This is a genomic window from Limosilactobacillus sp., from assembly GCF_051873035.1.
GTDB lineage: Bacteria > Bacillota > Bacilli > Lactobacillales > Lactobacillaceae > Limosilactobacillus.
On sequence record NZ_JBJEEL010000043.1, the window covers coordinates 24863 to 44228 of the forward strand.

The window sequence follows — 19366 nt, forward strand, 5'->3', positions numbered from 1 at the left end:
ACTAACCACGTCCCCTTAAATTCACTCAAACTTAGAGCACAAGGTACATCAAACTTAGTGCTGCTTCCTTCCGGACCTGACACGGTTCGTAAGCGCACCCTTGCTCTAAGGCCTTACGGCAATTAGTATATTACACTAAATTTGATTCAAATGCTAGTCTTTCGACCGACGTTTTTTTCGTGCCGCCTTCCGCCGCTTCCGAATTGCCCGGAAAAAGTCTTTTAAAAGCTGGCTACACTCATCTTGCAAGAGACCACTGGTTACATTAACTTGGTGGTTTAGTCGCGAATCACCTAATAGGTGATAAAGGCTATCAACGGCACCCGCCTTCGGGTCCTTGGCCCCATAGTACACGTTGTCAATTCGGGCGTTAATGATCGCCCCACTGCACATGATGCACGGCTCCAAGGTCACGTAGAGGTCACACCCTTCCAAACGCCAACTGTGGAGTGTTGCGCACGCCTCCATGATTGCCAACATTTCGGCGTGGTAGGTAACGTCTTGAAAGTGTTCCCGCATATTGTATCCCCGGCCGATAATCTGACCGTCTTTAACCACCACGGCCCCAATCGGTACTTCATTTAGTATTCCGGCTTGCCGCGCTTCGGCCAATGCGGCCGCCATCATTTGCTTGTCCACTTGTCTACTCAAATCCAATCTCCATTTTCCTTTTTCATCATTCACCATTCAGTGTATAATAATTAACCGGTTCTTCCAAACTTATTCAATCCGTGAAGAAAAAAGTTTCACACGATCAATCCGCATCGTTAGCACTATATATTGTGTTTCACTAATTATAAGCACAATATATGGTGCTTTTTTAGATTGATTTTTACTATTTTTCGCCTATACTAAGAAACATCAACTACGGTTAATTTAACAAGAAGGAGGGTTCAAAATGGTCACTGTCTTTTCCAAAAATAACTGTATCCAATGTAAGATGACCAAGCGGTTCTTACAACAACACCAAATTAAGTTCGTTGAACATAACATCGATGAACAACCGGAATATGTTTCTCAACTGAAGGCTGCTGGCTTCATGGCCACCCCGGTCGTCCAGTTGCCAGATGGTAACGCCTTTTCCGGCTTCCGTCCTGACCGTCTTCAACAGCTTGCTTAACAACTTTAATTTACGTCTTGAACCAGGCTTCGCCGTTTTTTCGCTACTAGCCTGGTTTAATTATGGATAATTTAGAAAGAGAGTTTTTAACATGGCCTTATCCGATATTGATATTACCAAGGTAAAATACTTCGACCTTAATAACGAAGTCAACATTCCCCGCGACGGTAAAATTCAACTTGATAAAGATAAGGAGGCCTTAAGTGACTTTATCGAACATAACGTCCGCCCTAACACAAAGCACTTTGCTTCCTTAAAGGAACGTTTTGAATGGTTAATTGATCACGACTACATCGAAGAAGCATTTATTAACCAATATGACTTTCATTTCATCGAAAAACTTTATGACTACCTTAAGGCGCAGGATTTTCACTTTCATTCCTTCATGGCCGCCTATAAATTCTATGCTCAATACGCCCTTCGAACTAATGATAAGGAATACTATCTGGAAAACTACATTGACCGGGTAGCAATGAATGCTCTCTACCTGGCTGATGGTGATGAGAACCTCGCGATGGACCTCGCTGATGAAATTGTTCACCAGCGCTACCAACCGGCAACCCCAACCTTCCTTAATGTTGGTCGTAAGCGGCGGGGGGAATTTGTTTCCTGTTTTGCCATCCAGACGACTGATGACATGAACACCATCGGCCGGACCATTAATTCCGCCCTACAACTTTCGAAAATCGGTGGCGGTGTGGGGATTAACCTCAGTAACCTCCGGGAGGCCGGGGCGCCGATTAAGAAGATTAAAGGTGCGGCCAGCGGGGTCGTTCCCGTAATGAAGCTGCTCGAAGATAGTTTTTCCTATTCTAACCAGCTAGGGCAGCGCCAAGGGGCCGGGGTCGTCTACCTAAGCGTCTTCCACCCTGATATCATCGAATTTCTTGGTGCAAAAAAGGAAAATGCTGATGAAAAGATTCGTCTTAAGACCCTCTCACTAGGAATCACCGTCCCTGATAAGTTCTACGAGTTAGTCGAAAAGGATCAAGATATCTACCTTTTCAGTCCCTATGATGTCCAACGGGTCTATGGCGTCCCCTTCTCCTATGTCGACATTACTAAGGAATATGACAACATGGTTGCTAATGACGAAATCCACAAGAAGAAGCTTAATGCCCGGGACCTGGAGGATGAAATCAGTAAACTCCAGCAGGAATCCGGTTATCCTTACATCATTAACATTGATACCGAAAACCGGACTAACCCGATTGACGGTAAGATCGTGATGAGTAACCTCTGTTCCGAAATTGCCCAGGTTCAGGTACCTTCCAAGGTTGCCGATGACCAATCTTACGAAACTTTGGGAACCGACATTAGCTGCAACCTGGGGTCCACTAATATTGCTAACATGATGGAAAGCCCTGACTTTGGTCGGTCCATCCGCGCAATGATGCGGGGACTAACCCACATTAGTGATGTCGAAAGCCTGGACGTGGTCCCAAGTATCAAACGGGGCAACGCACTCGCCCACTCGGTCGGCCTCGGTGCCATGGGGCTCCACAGTTACCTTGCTAAGAACCACATTCAATACGGGAGCCCCGTCGCCATTGAATTTACCGGTGTCTACTTCATGTTGCTAAACTACTGGTCATTAGTTGCTTCTAATGAAATTGCCCGTGAACGGCAGGAAACTTTCCATAACTTTGCGAAAAGTAAGTATGCTGACGGTTCTTACTTTGATAAGTACGTAAATAAGGATTGGGGCCCACACTCCGACGTGGTTAAGGACCTCTTCAAGGGGATCTTCATTCCTGGCCCCGCTGATTGGCAAAAGCTGCGCGCTGATGTCATGAAAGATGGTCTTTACAATGAATACCGGCTGGCCGTCGCCCCGAATGGCTCCACCTCTTACATTAATGACTCCACGGCAAGCTTGACCCCGATCATCAACCGGGTTGAAGAACGCCAGGAAAAGATGATCGGTAAAATCTACTACCCAGCACCATACCTTTCAAACGACACGATGCCTTACTACCAATCCGCCTATGACATCGACATGCGTAAGGTAATCGATACTTACGCTGCCGCTCAGGAACACGTCGACCAGTCCATGTCAATGACCCTTTTCATGCGGTCAACCATCCCGGCTGGTTTATATGAATGGAAAAACGGGCGGACTAACAAGATGACCACCCGGGACCTAAATATCTTACGGCACTACGCTTACCAACATGGGGTCAAGTCGATTTACTACATCCGGACCTTTACTGATGACAACGACGAGATTGGTGCTAACCAGTGCGAAAGCTGTGTAATTTGATTTTGCGATAAATCATTGCTAGAATTTGAATGCATCTTTTTACCATTAAAAAATTAGTTAGTTATTTTAAGGAGCAGGCTAATTAAATGAAACTTGAAAAATTTAAACCATTAGAGCAATATAAGGCCATTAACTGGAATGAAGTTTCCGATATGATCGATAAGGCCACTTGGGAAAAATTAACGGAGCAGTTCTGGCTAGATACCCGAATCCCTGTCTCCAACGACTTGGATGACTGGCGGGAGTTAGATGATGACCACCGCTGGACGGTTGGTCACGTTTTTGGTGGTCTAACCCTGCTAGATACCGTTCAATCGGAAGCCGGGTTAACGGCATTAAAGCAAGACGTTCGGACCCCGCACGAGACAGCGGTGCTGAATAATATTCAGTTCATGGAATCAGTCCATGCCAAGAGTTATTCCACCATTTTCTCAACGCTAAATACCCCTGACGAAATTAGCGAGATTTTTAACTGGTCAGATACCGAAGAGTTCTTACAAAATAAGGCTACTAAGATTGCCAATATGTACCTTGACCCTGATGAGGACCCACTCAAGAAAAAGGTGGCCAACGTCTTTTTGGAAACCTTCCTCTTCTACTCTGGCTTCTACACGCCCCTGTACTACCTGGGACACAACAAGTTAAACAACGTTGCCGAGATTATTAAGTTAATCTTGCGGGACGAATCAGTCCACGGGACCTACATCGGCTACAAGTTCCAACTTGGTTTACACGACCGAACCGAAAAACAACAACAGGACATGAAAGACTGGCTGTACAACTTCCTTTACGACCTTTACGATAATGAAGAAAAGTACACCCACCTGTTATACGACCAAATTGGCTGGACTGATGACGTCTTAACCTTTATCCGTTACAATGCCAACAAGGCCCTGATGAACCTGGGACAAGACCCACTATTCCCCGACACGGCTGCTGATGTGAACCCCGTCGTTATGAACGGGATTTCCACCTCTACCGTTAACCACGACTTCTTTAGTCAGGTCGGTAATGGTTACCGGCTTGGTAAAGTTGAAGCGATGAAGGATGATGATTACCACATTATGGATCCAAACGCTGGCAAGGATCCGAATACCCGTGACTAAGGCCATAATAAATAAGCGATACTGGCGCAAGTCGGTTATATCGATTAAAAGTTAATACACAAATAGCCCCAAGCACTCGGAAGGCCGAATGCTTGGGGCTTATTTATGCTCGTAAGGTGGCGAGCTACATGGCATGACTACGAAGTCATTCATTCCTTTTTAGGGCCTATTTAATTATTGTGAACACCTGATAATTTTTGCTTTGTGCAACCGTTTGCTCAAAATTGGCATAGTCCAAATTTATACCAATCTTTTTTGTTGTCATTGCAGTATTGATAGCACTTAATTGGAAACGCCTTCATTAATTGCAACCATTGTTCACGTGATCACAAAACTGTTGCAAAGGGCTCCCACTCGTTGTATTATAAGCATGTTCAAAAGTTAACAAGCATTCTTAAGAGACGAAGGAGAAACTTGATTATGGCAACTTCAAAAAAGCATCAAGTTGAACAACAAACCGAGCAAGATAAGCAACAAGCAGCCCAAGAGCTAATCAACGGACTAGTTCAAAAGAGCCAAGTTGCTTTTGACCAATTGCGTAACTTTACACAAGAACAAGTTGATAAGATCTGCCAGGAAATGGCCCTGGCAGCGGAAGAGCATCACATGGATCTAGCCGTGGACGCCGCGAAGGAGACTGGCCGTGGGGTCGCCGAAGATAAGGCTATTAAGAACATTTACGCCAGTGAATACATTTGGAACAACATTCGCCATGACCACACCGTTGGTATCATCGAGGACAATGACGAAGACCAAACGATTACGATCGCTGACCCACTGGGGATCATTGCGGGCGTGGTTCCAGTTACCAACCCCACTTCGACCACGATCTTTAAGTCTATCATCTCCGCTAAGACCCGGAACACGATTATCTTCTCTTTCCACCCACAAGCATTTGAATCTTCGGTCAAGACCGCTAAGATTCTTCAGGAAGCCGCTGAAAAGGCCGGTGCTCCAAAGAACATGATCCAATGGATCCCACAATGCAGCCGTGAAAATACGAATGCCCTGCTGCAACATCCAAACATCGCCACCATTCTGGCTACCGGTGGCCCAGGCTTAGTTAAGGCTGCCTACAGTTCCGGTAATCCGGCACTAGGGGTTGGTCCTGGTAACGGTCCGGCCTACATTGAAAAGACTGCTAACATCGAACGGTCTGTTTACGACATCGTCCTTTCCAAGACCTTTGATAACGGGATGATCTGTGCTTCTGAAAACTCGGTCGTGGTTGATGATGAAATCTATGACCAAGTTAAGGAAGAATTTAAGAAGTGGAACTGCTACTTCGTTAAACCGGATGAATTGCAAACCTTCTCCGACGGTTTCATTGACCCACAGCGGCACCAAGTACGGGGACCAATCGCTGGTCGTTCCGCTAACGCCATTGCCGAAATGTGTGGTCTGAAGAACGTGCCGGATAACACCAAGGTCTTAATCGCCGAAATCGACGGTGTTGGTGACGATTACCCACTGTCGGCCGAAAAGCTTTCCCCCGTTTTGACCATGTACCGGGCTAGCTCACAAGAAAATGCCTTTGATATCTGCCGACAATTGCTCCACTACGGTGGTGAAGGTCACACCGCGGCTATCCACACCCTTAATGATGACCTGGCAACCAAGTACGGGCTGGAAATGCGGGCTTCCCGGATTATCGTTAACTCACCATCTGGTATCGGTGGGATTGGTAACATCTACAACAACATGACCCCATCCCTGACCCTTGGTACCGGTTCTTATGGTGGTAACTCGGTTTCCCACAACGTGACCGACTGGGACCTCTTAAACATCAAGGTGATCGCTAAGCGGCGTGAAAACCGGCAATGGGTTAAGATTCCCCCAAAAGTATACTTTCAGCGGAATTCACTAAAAGAATTGCGCGACATTCCAAACATTAATCGGGCCTTCATTGTTACCGGCCCTGGAATGAGCAAGCGTGGTTACGTCCAACGAGTCATCGACCAGTTACGGCTGCGGCAAAACGAAACACCGTTCCTCGTCTTTGATGACGTCGAAGAAGACCCATCTACGAACACCGTTGAAAAGGGTGTTGCCATGATGAACGACTTCAAGCCGGACACCATTATCGCCCTCGGTGGTGGTTCACCGATGGATGCCGCCAAGGCAATGTGGATGTTCTATGAACACCCCGAAACTTCCTGGTACGGGGTTATGCAAAAGTACTTGGATATTCGGAAGCGGGCTTACCAAATTAAGAAGCCAGAAAAGTCACAACTGATTGGGATCCCGACTACTTCCGGTACGGGTTCTGAAGTAACACCATTTGCGGTTATTACTGACTCTAAGACCCACATCAAGTACCCATTAGCTGACTACGCCCTGACACCTAACATCGCCATCGTCGACCCCCAATTCGTCGAAACTGTTCCGGCAAAGACGACTGCTTACACGGGGTTAGATGTTATCTGCCACGCCACTGAATCGTACGTTTCCGTAATGGCCACCGACTACACTCGTGGTTGGTCACTACAAACCGTTAAGGGTGCCATGGAATACCTACCAAAGTCGGTTAAGGGCGACCTCTACGCACGGCAAAAGATGCACAACTTCTCCACGATGGCCGGAATGGCCTTTGGTCAAGCCTTCCTGGGGATTAACCACTCCTTGGCCCACAAGATGGGTGGTGCCTTTGGCCTGCCGCACGGTCTGCTGATTGCCATCGCCATGCCACAAGTAATTCGCTTTAACGCTAAACGGCCACAAAAGTTAGCCCTCTGGCCACACTACGAAACTTACCACGCAACTAAGGACTATGCGGACTTAGCACGGTTCATCGGCCTGAAGGGTAACTCTGACGAAGAATTGGCTGAAGCATATGCCCAAAAGTACATCGACGTTGCTCACGAATGTGGTGTCACCCTTAGCCTAAAGGCCAACGGTGTTACCCGTGAACAATTCGATAAGGTCGTTGACCAACTGGCCGTTGAAGCCTACGAGGATCAATGTACAACTACCAACCCGGTTGAACCACTAGTTAGCCAACTCAAGGAACTCCTTGAACGCTGCTACGATGGTACCGGAGTTGAAGAAAACTAACTAATTACCAAATCAATCAACCCAGTTTTAAATGAACGGTGACTTAGGTCCGTTCTATGACTAACAAGTTGCCGGTAGACGACACAAAAGGCAGCCAGCATTCGGAATATCTGAACGCTGGCCGCCTTTTTATGTTTTACGGTAGTAGCCGGTCTATAGTGATCATAAATGACTTCTATCCCCTTTTAATATTACATTAAGGATGGTCCGGGAAATTGAGCTGTACCAATCCCAACTGATAAAATTTAGTTACTAAAACTAATATAGGAGGATCATTACATGCTCAAAGAATTTAAGGATTTCATTGCCCGCGGCAGCGTTGTGGACATGGCCGTGGGGATTATCATCGGTGCCGCTTTTACCTCAATTGTTAAGTCCCTCGTCGATAACCTGCTCAATCCGCTTATCGGCCTTTTCATCGGCAAAATTGACTTAACGGGACTAGTCTTTACCGTTGGTGACGCCCAGTTTAAATACGGCCTTTTCCTCAATGCCGTTATTAACTTCCTAATTATTGCTTTTGTGGTCTTCCTCCTGGTTAAGGGGATTAATCAATTTCATAAAAAAGCAACGCCCGCTGAGGCCCCTAGTGCTGAAGAGCAGTACCTTAAAGAGATTGTGAGCCTCCTAAAAAAGCAGGAACAAAAATAGTGGTTCCCGTTTAATACGGTGACCCAATTAGGCAATCTTTTTTACCATGTTTAGTTAGAACCCTTGCGTTCATAAATGCTTTTGTTATACTTAAGGTGATTAATAAAATTATATAACACTATAATTTTATTAATCATTGGTTGCAATCTGATCTAAGGAGGGATGTCTTATGTTTAACATTGTATTCTGGATTCTGGCCATCTGGTTTGTTATTAATGTTGTCTGGATGTGGTTTAGACTCGATGATCAATCTTTACAAAAGACCTTTGCTTGGATTAACGTTTGCGCAATTGTTATCGGTTTCTTGGTATTATACCTATCAGACCATGCAAGTGGTGGGGTTACCGGTTGGTTTACGGCCATCAACTGGATCAATATCGTAGTTGCAATCCTGCAATTCTACTACGGATACCGGTCCAATTCCGTTGGTAGCAACGTTCACCATGCTGGCAGTCACTAATAAGTATTACTCATAGACAAGCCGATAAAGACGATGAGGCTAGGAAAAGATAAATTTTCCTAGCCTCTTCTTTTTATTTCACATATTCACATTAAGTAACGCTGTTACGGTATGACGAAATAGGAACACTTAGGTTATTTCAACAGTCGCTGAGCATTGTTGAGGTCAGTAACGAGGGTATTCGCATACTGCCCCGCTAAGGCCGCCCGAATTGCCGGTAATTTTTTTACGCCACCGGCAATTAGAATTGACTCCCGAATATTTCGCAAGTGGTCAAGTGGCATTGCCATGGTCCGCGCCGTGAGGTCCTTATCAACTAGCTGCCCCTTCGGATCCACAAATTGGGAAATAATATCGCCCACTGCTGCTTGACGGAGCTGTTCAACTTCTTGCGGCGATAAGTAACCGAGGGTAAAGAGGGTGGCGTCGGGGGCCGTGGTACCCACAGTAAATAGGGCCACGGTCGTGCTCATCATAGTAGTTAGAACGGCATTAATGAAGCGGTCCTGCGTAACCATTTCCTTCACCTGCCGGTTGGCAAAGATAACTGGTAACGGTAAAATCTGGGCCTGGGTATGAAAGCTCTTATTAAAGTGCTTGGTAACGTCAACGACGTAGTTATTCCGGGTTGAGTTAGCAACGGTTCCCTTGAGGTAGGTGATTTTGACGCCCTGCCGTTCACTTTCCGTTAAGTGGGTGGCTACCGCGTCGAGTGTGCGACCCCAACTTATTCCTAAAACGTCGTTATCAACCACTACCGCTGGCAAATAAGTCGCCGCTGCCTGGCCCAACGCCGCTAAAATATCCTTCTCATCCGCACTCTTGGGTGTCGCAATGACCACCTTTTTTAGACCATACTTATTTTCCAACTGCCGGGCTAGCGTAGTAACATCGGCAAAGGGATCGGTAACTTGAATCCGGACGATTTGGTGGTCACGTGCATACTGCAGTGCCCGAGAAATCGTTGGCCGGGAAATCTTTAACTTAGCCGCAATTTCTGCCTGCGTAGCCCCTTCAAGATAGTATAGTTTACTAACCGCTACCGCCTGTCGAATTTGTTTTTCACTATCCATCTTTTTAACTCCTCTCATCTTAACTAGTATAGCAAACAGCTGGGGCAAAAACTCCTCATATCCCGCATACGCAAATTGGCACCAGATATTCTGATTCTTCGAACACCTGGTGCCAATTTATCATGCTACCGACCTTAACGCATGGTCTTCTTCCATTTTATTATTCTTTACCGATTACTTGCATACTGTGGCTTACCCCTAAAGCTTTGATCATCGCCACTGCCTCTTCTGCACTGTGAATTCCACCAGAAGCCTTTACCTGGGTAGCAGTCCCCGCAACCGCGGCTGACATTAATTCAACATCGTGAACCGCGGCGCCCCAGGTGGAAAAGCCAGTGGAGGTCTTAACGAAGTCTGCACCAGCCTTAGCAACGATTTCCGATGCCTTGGTGATCTCTTCATCAGTCAAGAGGGCCGTTTCAATGATTACCTTAACCACCTTGTGAGCCTCGTGACCAACTTTAACCACTGCCTGGATATCAGCAGCCACCTTATCAAAATGGCCGGCCTTCATTTCACCGATGTTCATTACCATGTCGACCTCGTCCACCCCGTCTTTAATTGCTTGCTGGGTTTCAAAGACCTTGGTGGCCGTGGTCGTGGCCCCGAGTGGGAAGCCAATTACGGTCGCCGTTACCACGTCGGTCCCCTTTAAGGCCTGGTGGGTCTTAGCCACCCAGTAGGGGTTAATCATTACCGTATGGAAATGATTTTCAATCGCCTGCTGAATAACGGTCGCGACTTGGTCTTCGGTTGCTTCAGGGCTCAGTAATGTATGATCAATGTATTGGTTTAACTTCATTGTGGTTCATCTCCTTATTTTTTCCATTTTGATCATAACATTTATTTTACAATTGTTCAATACTATATGAAATATTGTAAAATATTTTTGCGAGGGTCGTTCCTATTCCTTTACCAAAATATGGTTAGCGCCAAGGATGTATATATAATATTAGGCGGACAATAATTGACCAGTTTGATTATATTCTCTGCTTTCTGCGTTATAGTCATTGTCCCCACTTAGCTCCTCAAACTATTTCTACATAGCTTAATTTAAACCATACTAAAGTAACTAGCGTCGTGGCTTTTCATTGCTTGAACATCAATGAAAGACTTAAACGCCTAAATTACCATAATTGATAAAGTAAAGCGGTAAAGGGGAGTGTGATAGCGGTCCTATCTGCCACCCCCGCGAGTACAAATAGGGGGGACGTGACATAAATCCCTCTATATAGATCAAAAGCGAACAACGCGGTACACAAATGGGGTCCAGAGCCCGGCAAAGCCGAACTCTGGACCTCTATTTGTGCTCGCGGGGGTGTGAAGACGAAGTCGTAACCGACTTCTGTCACACTCCCCCCAGTCGTGTACCGCGTTGTTGATTTTTAGCCAGATAACGGACTTAAACCACACTCTCTTCGCCGTTTAATATGTGTATTTAACTCTAGTGGTAAAGGTCAAACCGCCCCTTAGCCAAGAGCTCCTTAAAGCCTCCCAGTTCCATCAGTGACTTGTTCATAATCATCTTCTTAAGGACTGAAGCAGGATAACCCTTGTACGAATGACCAAGGGCTTCCCCAAAGGCACGGGTATTCCCAACGGAGGCAACGGTCCCTAGTGACTTGTAGGTGTACACTGCCGGACGTGCGGTCCCCTTTACCCGGGCGGTGAGGTCCCTTGCCACGTAATTAGCCATTGACAGGGCAATCTGGGCAGTAGTTGGATATGGCCGCTTACCATCCGGTGGCATCACCGCGGCGACATCCCCGACCATGTACATGTCATCATTGCCTGGAGCAGTTAAATGCTCACTGTCCATTACCCGTCCACGACGGGCTTGAAGTCCTGATTTGGCAACCACCGGGCTACCACTGACCCCGGTCGTCCAAATAATTGTGTTTGCTTCAACCTTGTGGAGCGAACCGTCATCAGTATCGCCCGCTAATTGGTACAAAACCGTCTCCGGTTGAATTTCCTGAATCAGTGCCTCAGTTGTAATCTTAACATCTAACTTCTTCAGTAAGTTAATCCCATAATCTGCTAGTTTCTCATTAAACATTGGTAACAGGCGCTTAGAGGCATCGATGATGTGAAGCTCAATTTGCTCTGGCGTAACACCGGCTAACTTAGCATAACGTGGCCGGGCATCCGCTAGTGCTCCTACTAATTCAATCCCGGTAAAGCCGGCACCACAGATGATAATCTTGAGATCATTAGGATCCTTAGTTACTTGATAATCCTTCATCTGGGTAATAATGTGGCTATGGATTGCTTCAGCCTCCTTGACACTGGTCATTGGCAGGCTATTTTCTTCTGCCCCCTTGATCCCAAAAGTTTCGGATACAAAGCCGAGCGCAAAGACGCAGTAGTCATAAGACAGTGGCTGGTGATTGCTTAATTCCACTACCTTCTTATCCTGATCAACCTTGTCAACATGATCCAAAATCAAGGTAGTTATTTGCGGATTTAAGACATCCGTAATGGGGAAAGTAATCTTACTTGCTGGTAAGTTACCAGACGCAACTTCATGGAGGTCCGTTGCCTCATAGTGGTATGGGTTTTCATCAACAAGGGTAATTTCGACTTGTCCCCGTAACTTCTTTTGCAACTCAACAACTGTTTTTAGGCCTGCATAACCAGCACCAAGTACAACAATTTTTTTCATTTTTCTCCCTCCAATTTTTTTCTGATAATAAAGCGCCAACCCAGTAAGTAATCATCGAAGCCAGTGACCCTATTAACACGCCATAGCCTAACGCTTCCCGCTTCACCTGCCTATGAATCCATAACTTATTCTGTTGATAAGTAAACGGTAAAATAATTAGTGACCATTAAACGGTCCAGGGTGCAATTGCTAAAAATCGCGTGATTGCTGCCGCCAACTTCGGCCGAAATCTCGGCATTGCCTTCCAAATACTCGATGATATTTTTGATTACACCGGTGGTTAGTAATTAAACAAGCCGGTAATGAAAGGCCTCACAGCCGTAGTCTACTTCCCCACTACTTTTATTAGCCTTACAGGGTACGATCGTTGCTCCAAATTTACAACTATTCCTGGCCAAGCGTTACCAAATTACCGTAGAAGATATGCAGTAGGTACCGGTACGGTAGAGCAAAGTCATCAGCTGGCAGGACGGTACGCCTAAAAGGCACTCGACTGCTTGGCTACCTGGTCGGATTATCCGTCACGGCGCTTCCTTACGAAGATAACTAAAATTCCTTAACCAAACAATTTAATGGTGCGGCCTGATCAGACTTAACGTCCCTGGTCGGCCTTTTTTAGTTCTTGGTAGCGCCGGTTATTTTTCCATAATTCACCTGGGGTTCCCTGCATTGCCAGCCGACCATCTTCTATAAAGACTACCTGGTCAACCTGGTCAATTCCTTGCAGGTGGTGGGTTATCCAAATTAACGTTTTCCCGGCTAATTGCGTAAGAATCGTGTCAATAACTGCTTGTTCCGTGATGGGGTCTAGCCCAACGGTTGGTTCATCAAGCAGGATAATTGGCGTGTCCTTAAGTAAAATACGCGCTAGTGCTAACCGGTGCCGTTCGCCACCAGAAAACCGCAATCCGGCTTCATCCACTTTCGTTTCAATCCCATTCGGCAAGTCCTTAACCATTTTTTCCAGTCCTACCCGGCGAAGGACATCCCAGACCTGGTCATCGGCTGCTTCCTCATTACCAAGCCGGATATTGTTAGCAATGGTCGTATTGAATAAGTACGGCTGCTGGTTAATCACACTTATATAGTCGGTAATCTGGTCGTGGAACTTGCTAGTATCAATACCGTTTAAGGTTACCGAACCACCTGTCGGTACCCAGTCACCACGGAGAAGCGCGGCGAGGGTACTCTTGCCGGCACCGCTTCGTCCAAGGATTGCTAATTTTTCACCAGGTTTGATTGTTAGGTCGATCCCCTTCAATACCTCTCGGGTCGTCCCAGGGTAGGTGTAGTGAAGATCCTTAACAGTTACCTGGTAGGGAGCACTTATTGCTGGTACCTCTTCACTTGCGGTGGTCACCTGGTCCAAGTTATTTAGCCGGGTCAAGGAATCCGTATAAACATTCGTTTCCTGGGCAGCCGCGGGCAACGGTGCGATTGCATCAATCAGCGGAAAGGCCGCTAAGACGAATGCCGCAATCCAGTTTGCGGCACCACCAGGCTGGCCACCAAGCCGACCTGCTCCCCAAATAATAAGACTAACGACTAACAATAGGATCATCATTTGAACCAGAAAATCACGGAACCGTTCAAACTTATGCATCGCCCGTTCAGTGGCCAAGTATTGTTGCTCATTATCATTATGCAACTGGAGGTAGCTCTTACTACGACCGGCCAGGACCCAGTCCGCAACCCCCAGTACGTTATCGGTCAGGTTAACATAGAGGTGGTCCTTAACTTCCTTTTCATACGACTGGCGGGCACCATTGACCAGAACAGACCATAGTGGGATGGCAAAAATCATTAGGCCAAATACCACTAGCATCCATAACCCCATCAATGGTGACAAAATACCGAGGGCGACCACAATGATTGCGTACAATCCCCAACTCACAAACATGGGGAACATTGTCCGGAGGTATAGATTCTGGATATGATGGATATCATCTGACAGTAGCCCCAGGATGTCACCCAGCTGGTACTTACTATTAAATGACGTTGCATCGTGTTCCAGCGTATCATATAACTTCTGCCGCAGTCGGGAGGTCATTTTTAAAACCCAGTTATGGCTAATAATCCGCTCTAAGTACCGGAAGGCCGGCCGGGCAATCCCAAATGCCCGGGTCAAAACAATTGGCACGTAAACCAGGAGGATGTTTTCGGGGCGCATGGCTGACTTGCTAATCAAGAAGCCGGCACTAAACATCAAGCCGGCACCACAGACAAACGTCACCACCCCAATCGTAATTGCGAGGATTAGTGTTTTCCGGTAATGCCGTAAGTAGGGCCGTACCCACTGGTCATGCCTGAGTGCTCGTAATAATGGGACCTTTTTAAACATTAATTTTCACCCCGCATTTTCTTCATTAACCGCATAAAGTAACCATTCTTTTTCTGCAATTCTGCAAAGGTCCCCTGTTCAACTAGCTCACCATGATTCATTACTAAAATGTAGTCCATCTGCTTCATCCAGTGAAGACGGTGGGTAGCAAAGAAGACTAACCGGTGATCCATTAACGGCAGCATCCGCTCCTTTAAATCCATTTCTGTTTCAATATCGAGGTGGGCGGTTGGTTCATCAAAGATCATCACCCGCCGTTGCTGGTCAAGGAAGGCCCGGGCTAATGCAATTCGCTGCGCCTGCCCACCAGATAGTACCCGGCGGCCACTACCGATAACGGTATCAAGGCCCTCCGGCAAGTCTTTCAGCAGGTCGTCTAAGCCAACAACATGGATTGCCTTCAATACCTGGTCATCATTGACGTCCGGGGTGTAAAAGGCAATGTTTTCCCGCAACGTGGCGGTAAAAACATACGGATTTTGGGGAATGTAAAGTAGCTGACGCCGCCAAGCAGGAATATCTAACGTCGTGGTTGACCGTCCCTGGATCCTAACTTTCCCCGCTGTCGGCGTTAAGAATCCACTGAGCAAGTTGATAAGAGTGGTCTTCCCAGCCCCGCTCATCCCGATAATCCCAATTTTTTGATTTCCCTTGATCCGCAACGAAAGGGGCTTAATTGCCACCCCATTGGGGTACTTAAATTGAAGGTTAGTTAGCTGGAGCTGGTCATCTGGTTGCCATTCGTGCACTTCTACGTCAGCAACTGGTACTGCTGGCTCATTGATTAGATGGTGAATCCGCTTAAAAGCATTTTTCCCATTTAAAGCAGCGTGAAAGTCACCCGCAAAGTTGCGAATTGGTAAAAAGTACTCTGGCGCCAAGATTAAAACGGCGAGGGCCGGGAAAAGGGTGATTTTACCGTTAATCAGGCCAAAGCCAAGATAGACGGCAATGACAGCTATTGATAGGGTGGTGAAGAAGTCAAGGGCAAAAGTTGATAGCATAGCAACCTTAAGGACCCGCATCGTCCGCTCCCGGAAAGTTTCACTGGAAGTAAAGATGCTCTTCGAATACCGCTTACTCAAGCCAAGGTACTTTAACGTATCAATCCCCCGTAACGAATCAATAAAGTTATTAGATAATTTCTGAAAGTTACCAAACTGCTTTTCTGCCCTCGCCTGGGCCGCTTTTCCCAGAATAATCATAAACATCACAATTAACGGATACATAATCAGTAAAATGACCGCTGACCGTAAGTCTAAAAAGCAGGTCGCAATTAGTACGAGGAGCGGGACGATCATCATCGTCATCACCTTTGAGAAGGTTAGCTTGATGTATTCACGGACTTCGCTAATTCCATCGAGGACCATCGTGATCATACTACCGGTCCCCTGCTTTTGGACGAGGGCCGGTCCTAGTTTAAATAGTTTTTCAAGAAGTGCCTGCCGTAAGTTCTGGGCAGTCTTTCCGGCATAATTATCCAACCACCGATCACTAAGCCAGGCTAATAATTGCCGGCCCGTAAAGCAGGCCGCAAACGCGACTAGCATTGGCCAGTTGAGTGGGTGCCCCGCCCACAAATGGGTAACAACTGCACTTAACGCGAGTGCTTGGCCAATAATCAAAAAAGCTTGCAGAACATCAAGTCCCGCAAGCCTTTTGCTGACTGATTTAGCTCCCGCGAGTTGAAATAGCTCTGGATCAATCATTAATTAGCCTCCCCAACCTTAGGCATCTCAATCCGTTTTCGGAAAATCCAGTACGCCCAAATTGTGTAGGCAAGTACACATGGTACTAAGATAACAGTCGCAATCGTCATTACAATTAAAGTGTAATTTGATGATGATGCACTCTGAATTACCAGGTCAAACTTGCTGCTGATTGAAGAAATCATTACCCGTGGGAAAAGTCCACAGAAGATCAATGCAACCAGTGAAACCAGCGTCAACCCACTAGCAGCAAAGGCAACGCCCTGCTTATCTTGGAAGGTTGCGACGTGGGCCCAAACTGAAAAGCCAACAATTAATACTAAGCAAAGTAATGTTGCGACCGGGTGAACCTTAATAAAGTCGGTCTGGAATAGTAGTAATAGCGCAAAAATAATTTCACCAAGGTATAGTACCCAGTAGAAGGCGTGGGCGTAATTTTGTGACCGTTCAGAAACCGGCCCCTTAGTTTTCAGGGTAATGTAGTTTAAACCATGGAGGTAAGTTAGCAGTGCCAGTGCAATCCCCCCAACAATTGAGAACCAGTTGAAGTAGTCAAAAAAGTGGGCGTGGATGTTACCAGCGGCATCAATCGGCATCCCCTTAATCATGGAGATGAACATTACCCCAAAGAGGAATGGTACTAAAAAACTGCAAAATGCTAGAATCTTATCCCAAATTGGCTTCTTAGAATTGGGACCCTTTGCCCGAAATTCAAATGAAACACCCCGCAGAATTAGGCCAACCAAGATAAATAGCAAGATTAAGTAGTAACCAGAAAATAAGGTTGCATACCAGTATGGGAAGGAGGCAAACATGGCACCACCGGCGGTAATTAACCATACCTCATTACCGTCCCACACCGGACCAATCGTCCTAATAATCTGGGAACGTTCGCCTTCATTATGGGCAAGCGTACCAACTGCCATTCCGACACCATAGTCAAATCCATCGAGGAAGAAGAAGCCAGAAAATAGCACGCCAATTAATAAGAACCATAAGGCTTGTAGAAATGACATTTAGAAGGCCCCCTTTGCAAACGGATCCGTTGCCTTTTTGTCGGCCTGAGCAGCTTCTAATTCAACCGGGTCATTCCGCAGGAAGCGGATAATCAGATAAATTAGGATAGCCGCTAAGCTGGCAAAGAGAACGAAGTAAATAATATTTGAAGTTAATAGCGATGCAACAGAGACGTTTGGCGAAACACTTTGTTGGATCGTAAATAAACCATAGACGGTCCATGGCGCCCGACCAAGCTCAGTGATCAGCCAGCCGGCAGTATTAGCGAGGAATGGGGCAAAGGTCAAAATGGCCATTACCCACAAAGCCCACCGGTGGTTGTACAGGGTCTCCTTGCCTTTTCTGGTCATGATCAGGCCAACAATTGATACTAGCGCTAATAGCGCACCAAAACCGGCCATTACCCGGAAACTCCAAAACAGGGTATTAACTGGAACGTAATAGTTCATCTTGTGGCCATCAATATGGGTGCCGTACTTCTTTTCTAGTTGAGCATTAACCTCTTCCATCCCGGTAACTGAGCCGGAAGTCTTATGGTAGGAAAGGACACTTAACATCATTGGAATTTCAACCTTACCATCGACTTGATGGGTCTTGGAGTCGGCAATCCCAACTACCGTCCATGGTGCAGGACTCTTGGTGGTCTTATAAACTGCTTCAGTAGCAGCAAACTTCATCGGTTGTTCCTTGATTAGGTACTGCATCTGCATATCACCAACCGTAATGGAACCCAGTGAGAAGATTAGCATCAGCCATAAGCTAACCCGCATTGTCTTGTGGTAGATTGTCTTGTTTTCATCCGACAAAGGCCGCTTCTTTAGTAACTGGAAGGCGGTCAAGCCAGCGATAATCGTGGCACCAGTCAATAAAGCACCCATTAAAACGTGACCCAGTTCAAAAATCACCTGTGGGTTAGAAAGCAAGGCACCAAAGTTAACCATTTCGGCCCGACCATTACGAATGGTAAAGCCAACTGGATGTTGCATAAAGGAATTGGCGGTCAAGATCCACAGGGCTGAAGTCATCGTCCCGAAGACGATCATCCAGATAAAGAAGAGGTGGAGTCCCTTCTTAACCCGGTCCCAGGTAAAAACCCAGAGTCCAATAAAGGTCGATTCGATAAAGAATGAAAGAAGTGCTTCAAAGGCCAGTGGGGCACCGAAAATGTCTCCCATGAACCGTGAATAATCAGACCAATTCATTCCAAATTGGAACTCTTGAATTAACCCGGTAACAACACCAACCGCAAAACTCAGCATAAAAATATTACCCCAGAACTTGGTCATCTTCTTGTATGACTCGTTCTTGGTACGGACATACATCGTTTCCATCACTGCAACGACAAACACTGTTCCGATTGAAAACGGAACAAAGAAAAAGTGAAAAACCGTTGTCATTGCAAACTGGAAACGAGCTAAACTAACAATATCCATTGTTAATCCCCTCCCAGCAAGTAATTCATTTATCACGTGTTCAACGATAATTGCTATTTACAAGCTTAGTGTACATCTTGAAGCGCTTTCTTTCAAGGCCAATTAGTTTTTGCATCAATTGGCCTTAATTTAATTAATTATTATATGGTTCTTATAACAAATGGACTTGATAAAGCATTATAAAATAAGGCAGTAAAGGCTGATTAATGTTAAAGTCAATCAATCAATGGATAACGGTCTATAAGTAAATGCACGATCACATTCAATTTTAGGAGTAAGATAAGTTAAAACTAAGAAAGTTACTTGATAAACCTAAGTACCCAAAATTGGGCTTGTGCTGAAGGAGCATTTGGTTGCTTGAAAAGATGACTATTCAGTTTACCAGGATAGCTATCCAGGCCCGACGCCCCTTTTACTTTCGGCAGATTGTAAAATTTAAGTTGAACATTAAGTGGACGGAAAAACCCATCAAGG

15 protein-coding genes and 1 other RNA gene are annotated in these 19366 nt (G+C 46.1%); 7 read left to right on the forward strand and 9 right to left on the reverse strand.

Going from position 1 to position 19366, the window contains the following annotated elements; genetic code table 11:
• Nucleotides 1–25: 25 nt before the first annotated feature.
• Both ffs and tadA read right to left on the reverse strand, forming a co-directional pair.
• An RNA gene (gene ffs, locus ACI31H_RS03905) (signal recognition particle sRNA small type) lies at nt 26–112 on the reverse strand.
• A gap of 41 nt (nt 113–153) precedes the next feature.
• Nucleotides 154–627, reverse strand: coding sequence for a tRNA adenosine(34) deaminase TadA (tadA, locus tag ACI31H_RS03910; protein ID WP_439770706.1), 474 nt, complete (start codon nt 625–627; stop codon nt 154–156).
• A gap of 271 nt (nt 628–898) precedes the next feature.
• Here tadA and nrdH point away from each other — a divergent pair, with 271 nt between their 5' ends.
• The 6 genes from nrdH (at nt 899) to ACI31H_RS03940 (ending at nt 8654) form a co-directional block, all read left to right on the forward strand.
• Complete coding sequence (gene nrdH / locus ACI31H_RS03915; protein WP_439770692.1) at nt 899–1120, forward strand: glutaredoxin-like protein NrdH; 222 nt, start codon at nt 899–901, stop codon at nt 1118–1120.
• A gap of 91 nt (nt 1121–1211) precedes the next feature.
• A complete protein-coding gene (gene nrdE, locus ACI31H_RS03920; RefSeq protein ID WP_439770693.1) occupies nt 1212–3383 on the forward strand; it encodes a class 1b ribonucleoside-diphosphate reductase subunit alpha in 2172 nt (723 codons plus the stop codon).
• An 86-nt stretch (nt 3384–3469) separates the two neighbouring features.
• A complete protein-coding gene (gene nrdF, locus ACI31H_RS03925) occupies nt 3470–4489 on the forward strand; it encodes a class 1b ribonucleoside-diphosphate reductase subunit beta (protein ID WP_439770694.1) in 1020 nt (339 codons plus the stop codon).
• A gap of 420 nt (nt 4490–4909) precedes the next feature.
• Complete coding sequence (gene adhE / locus ACI31H_RS03930; RefSeq protein WP_439770695.1) at nt 4910–7543, forward strand: bifunctional acetaldehyde-CoA/alcohol dehydrogenase; 2634 nt, start codon at nt 4910–4912, stop codon at nt 7541–7543.
• 279 nt (nt 7544–7822) lie between these two features.
• Complete coding sequence (gene mscL / locus ACI31H_RS03935) at nt 7823–8194, forward strand: large-conductance mechanosensitive channel protein MscL (protein WP_439770696.1); 372 nt, start codon at nt 7823–7825, stop codon at nt 8192–8194.
• A gap of 169 nt (nt 8195–8363) precedes the next feature.
• A complete protein-coding gene (locus tag ACI31H_RS03940; RefSeq protein WP_439770697.1) occupies nt 8364–8654 on the forward strand; it encodes a hypothetical protein in 291 nt (96 codons plus the stop codon).
• 134 nt (nt 8655–8788) lie between these two features.
• Here the strand turns inward: ACI31H_RS03940 and ACI31H_RS03945 are convergent, their stop codons facing one another.
• The 3 genes from ACI31H_RS03945 to ACI31H_RS03955 all read right to left on the reverse strand — a co-directional run bounded on the left by ACI31H_RS03945 (nt 8789) and on the right by ACI31H_RS03955 (nt 12392).
• Nucleotides 8789–9727 carry a sugar-binding transcriptional regulator gene (locus ACI31H_RS03945; protein WP_439770698.1) on the reverse strand — a complete coding sequence of 313 codons (939 nt, stop codon included), beginning with the start codon at nt 9725–9727 and terminating at the stop codon, nt 8789–8791.
• Nucleotides 9728–9887: 160 nt separating this feature from the next.
• Entirely contained in the window at nt 9888–10529 is a 642-nt protein-coding gene (gene deoC / locus ACI31H_RS03950) for a deoxyribose-phosphate aldolase (protein ID WP_439770699.1), read from the reverse strand.
• A 642-nt stretch (nt 10530–11171) separates the two neighbouring features.
• Nucleotides 11172–12392, reverse strand: a complete 1221-nt coding sequence (locus tag ACI31H_RS03955) for an NAD(P)/FAD-dependent oxidoreductase (RefSeq protein WP_439770700.1) — start codon at nt 12390–12392, stop codon at nt 11172–11174.
• A gap of 200 nt (nt 12393–12592) precedes the next feature.
• On the opposite strand from ACI31H_RS03955, the gene ACI31H_RS03960 reads away from it, so the two are divergent.
• The gene (locus tag ACI31H_RS03960; protein WP_439770707.1) at nt 12593–12676 is read left to right on the forward strand and encodes a polyprenyl synthetase family protein; all 84 of its coding nucleotides are present in this window, start codon (nt 12593–12595) and stop codon (nt 12674–12676) included.
• 308 nt (nt 12677–12984) lie between these two features.
• Here ACI31H_RS03960 and cydC read toward each other — a convergent pair whose 3' ends face one another.
• From cydC to ACI31H_RS03980, 4 genes are read right to left on the reverse strand one after another with little or no spacing between them, the layout of a single operon-like run.
• Nucleotides 12985–14733 (reverse strand): thiol reductant ABC exporter subunit CydC, encoded by a 1749-nt coding sequence (gene cydC / locus ACI31H_RS03965; protein ID WP_439770701.1) that lies wholly within the window; start codon nt 14731–14733, stop codon nt 12985–12987.
• A complete protein-coding gene (gene cydD, locus ACI31H_RS03970; protein WP_439770702.1) occupies nt 14733–16442 on the reverse strand; it encodes a thiol reductant ABC exporter subunit CydD in 1710 nt (569 codons plus the stop codon). The genes cydC and cydD overlap by 1 nt, the downstream gene beginning before the upstream one ends.
• On the reverse strand, nt 16442–17458 hold the full coding sequence (gene cydB / locus ACI31H_RS03975; RefSeq protein ID WP_439770703.1) for a cytochrome d ubiquinol oxidase subunit II: 1017 nt from the start codon (nt 17456–17458) through the stop codon (nt 16442–16444). The genes cydD and cydB overlap by 1 nt, the downstream gene beginning before the upstream one ends.
• A complete protein-coding gene (locus ACI31H_RS03980; RefSeq protein WP_439770704.1) occupies nt 17459–18892 on the reverse strand; it encodes a cytochrome ubiquinol oxidase subunit I in 1434 nt (477 codons plus the stop codon).
• Nucleotides 18893–19366 lie beyond the last annotated feature (474 nt).

Bases quoted from the DNA above. Each gene is read 5' to 3' on its own strand.
- nrdE (WP_439770693.1), top strand. From the start codon at position 1,212: ATGGCCTTATCCGATATTGATATTACCAAGGTAAAATACTTCGACCTT.
- cydC (WP_439770701.1), bottom strand. From the start codon at position 14,733: ATGTTTAAAAAGGTCCCATTATTACGAGCACTCAGGCATGACCAGTGG.
- deoC (WP_439770699.1), bottom strand. From the start codon at position 10,529: ATGAAGTTAAACCAATACATTGATCATACATTACTGAGCCCTGAAGCA.
- ACI31H_RS03955 (WP_439770700.1), bottom strand. From the start codon at position 12,392: ATGAAAAAAATTGTTGTACTTGGTGCTGGTTATGCAGGCCTAAAAACA.
- nrdF (WP_439770694.1), top strand. From the start codon at position 3,470: ATGAAACTTGAAAAATTTAAACCATTAGAGCAATATAAGGCCATTAAC.
- cydD (WP_439770702.1), bottom strand. From the start codon at position 16,442: ATGATTGATCCAGAGCTATTTCAACTCGCGGGAGCTAAATCAGTCAGC.
- ACI31H_RS03980 (WP_439770704.1), bottom strand. From the start codon at position 18,892: ATGGATATTGTTAGTTTAGCTCGTTTCCAGTTTGCAATGACAACGGTT.
- tadA (WP_439770706.1), bottom strand. From the start codon at position 627: ATGATGGCGGCCGCATTGGCCGAAGCGCGGCAAGCCGGAATACTAAAT.
- ACI31H_RS03945 (WP_439770698.1), bottom strand. From the start codon at position 9,727: ATGGATAGTGAAAAACAAATTCGACAGGCGGTAGCGGTTAGTAAACTA.
- mscL (WP_439770696.1), top strand. From the start codon at position 7,823: ATGCTCAAAGAATTTAAGGATTTCATTGCCCGCGGCAGCGTTGTGGAC.
- cydB (WP_439770703.1), bottom strand. From the start codon at position 17,458: ATGTCATTTCTACAAGCCTTATGGTTCTTATTAATTGGCGTGCTATTT.
- ACI31H_RS03940 (WP_439770697.1), top strand. From the start codon at position 8,364: ATGTTTAACATTGTATTCTGGATTCTGGCCATCTGGTTTGTTATTAAT.
- adhE (WP_439770695.1), top strand. From the start codon at position 4,910: ATGGCAACTTCAAAAAAGCATCAAGTTGAACAACAAACCGAGCAAGAT.
- nrdH (WP_439770692.1), top strand. From the start codon at position 899: ATGGTCACTGTCTTTTCCAAAAATAACTGTATCCAATGTAAGATGACC.